2 protein-coding genes are annotated in these 2,496 nt (G+C 47.4%); one reads left to right on the top strand and one right to left on the bottom strand.

The features are described 5' to 3' along the window. Window positions 1-316 precede the first annotated feature (316 nt). Complete coding sequence (locus ABYP33_RS18605; protein WP_373092784.1) at window positions 317-1,999, top strand: hypothetical protein; 1,683 nt, start codon at window positions 317-319, stop codon at window positions 1,997-1,999. Window positions 2,000-2,025: 26 nt separating this feature from the next. Here the strand turns inward: ABYP33_RS18605 and ABYP33_RS18600 are convergent. Then, a partial coding sequence (locus ABYP33_RS18600; RefSeq protein WP_373092783.1) for a recombinase family protein occupies window positions 2,026-2,496 on the bottom strand: 471 nt, incomplete at its 5' end.

Genomic DNA, 2,496 nt, shown 5'->3' with positions numbered 1-2,496 from the left:
CTGCGAACTACCCGTTCAATCTCAAGGCCAGGTATGCCTATAATTCTTCCTGCGTGGGACATCGGTATTCTCCATCAAACTGTTTCTTCGCAAATTCAGTTTAATGAATGCCGGTGTCCCCCGTTAATGATGAAGAGCCCATTATTCTAAAGGCCTAGCTGGTTAGTAACCGCTAGGCCTTTTTTTATGGATCACATTTGGTTCACATTCGCTCGGCTTCAATTGTCTAATCGCGATTTGTGCAACGCGCCTAGGCAGCTTATCCTCCCACCCACTAGAGCACTGTAACGCACCTCCAAGGAACGGAAATTAGTTTATGCCCCAACTAGCACTATCAACGACTTGCTACTGGAAGGTCTGCTTCTTCCCACTTAACCCCGAAGCCGAGCGACTATTCAGCTTCCCAGAAATGCTATCTGGGCTCGCATTACTGGTACTAGCGTGGACAATCGCCGACATCAGATACCACTTTAGAATCTCAATAGCCCCATTTCCACTTCGCGCAGCAACCTTTTATTCAGTCATTACGATTAGCGCACTAACCCTCATGACCGACCTCTGGCGGGCAAATAGCTGGTACGTTCCGATAGGCCCTATATTCACCCCTGAGAGCTGGCAAATTTTCCTCGCAGGTATGCTCCTCAGCACATTCACCCTTTGGTCTTGGTATGCATTTATCCGCCCACCGATATTTGGCAAGCCCAACAGCCTAAGGTTTGGACAGGCACTGTTCCAGCACATCCTTAAAAGCGCACCTGACGAACTACCAATTATTACCGATGAGCTAGGTCGGTCTGCTAAAAACTTGGTTAAATATGCACCAGCATTAACTAACTCAAACCAAAAGCAAAATTTAACTAAAGTCGAAAGCATCGCCAACGACATGCTAAGCCTCATAGCTAACAAACGGTTCTGCCGCGCATTAGTTGCACACGCGCCTCAGACTATTTTCCAGATTTTCCATTCCATTAGCGAAAACAAGAAATACAACATCCAAATCAAAGTTTTTGGGAAAAATATCCTGAATGCCGCGCTAGCTGATACCGACTCATTTATATATCACGAAGAAAACGAATACGATTCTGGCTATATCGGGCATCTACGGCCAATTAGCCGCGTTATTTACGGAAACTTTCAACTAGTTGATGCCGCTGAACGGCTGCTGGAAATTGATCTAGAACTTAGCGAGGTAATGACAAATCAACAATGGAAAGGGTACTTTCGCTTATTTGAAATAACCTTATTTTCCTACATTGAGAGCGGCTGCCCCAAAGATTCCTTTTGCATTAGCGGCGCGTTCGACACAATAAAAGACTCGTTTCAATTAAAACGATGGGAAGCTCACGGAAAAACCATCAGCTGGCGTGATAGCTTGTACTACCTGTTCCACTGCATATTCCAGTTCGTTAACACCGTCGGGAAATCTGTCAATGCGACATCCCTAGATTTGCCTTTAGAAAAAATCACACAAAACCAGTACTCAACGACAGATTTAAGCGACCCGCTCTCCGATTTATTCTTTTCAATGATCGAATTCACCACCAATCAAAACTATTCGGACCATCGAGATTGTTGGCGCGCCCAATATGGCGCGGCATGGGGCCCCATGCGCACGTTTGAGCGATCACATGGAGAGTTTGGCAGAATCGTCCTGCGCAAGGTAAGAGCAAAGCTACACGCATCAATAAAAGAGCTATACGTTCAACCGAGTATCGAATCAGCCTACCATCTAGGTTTCTGTCTTAATGTCCTTGGGCTAGAGCCGATTACAGGCTCCACCAAAATTGACAAAGCGAACAGAGCGCTCCAACACGTAGCCCTGCGCTGGACAAAGCGACACTTTGCAGGCGTCGCCGCGTCACACCCACAATTTCCTACTGCCGCTCTACCCCCGAGCTTTGAATACGACGATGTAAATCACAAAATACTGCAAAAAATGGAACGACATGGACTTAGAACCACATCAACCGTCAAATCATTAACTCTCGACCCACCTTAACTCGGCAATGAGGACCAACAGCAACCTCAATTCCAGTGTCGCTTCACGGTAGCTAAGCTAACACTCAAGCGCTTGGCTACCTCAGACTGGCTCAACCCCTCCATTTTCGCCCCCTGAACCCGCCTGGTTGTCCCCGCAGCGATAGGCCTACCTAACTTAATACCGCCCGCCTTGGCCCGCTCTAGACCTTCCTGCGTGCGCTCGCGAATACGATTACGCTCAAACTCACTAAAAGCACTAAAAACCTGAAGCATCAACTTACCTTCAGCACTGGTGAGATTTACATTCGGCAAATCAAGGCTGCGAAGACTTACACCGCGATCCAACAACATATCAATTGTCTTCTGTACGTCTACGGCGTCACGACCAAGGCGGTCGAGCTTCAAAACCACCAATGTATCGCCCTTCTCCAAGCTATGTTCAACCATTGCGCGGAAGGCAGGACGCTTCATTGCCTCAGTTGAACCAGAAATAGTCTCTGACACGCAACGATCGTT

This window comes from Zhongshania sp., assembly GCF_041584495.1.
GTDB lineage: Bacteria > Pseudomonadota > Gammaproteobacteria > Pseudomonadales > Spongiibacteraceae > Spongiibacter.
The sequence above is the reverse complement of the archived record's forward strand: the minus strand, read 5'-3'. Positions and strand labels throughout refer to the sequence as shown.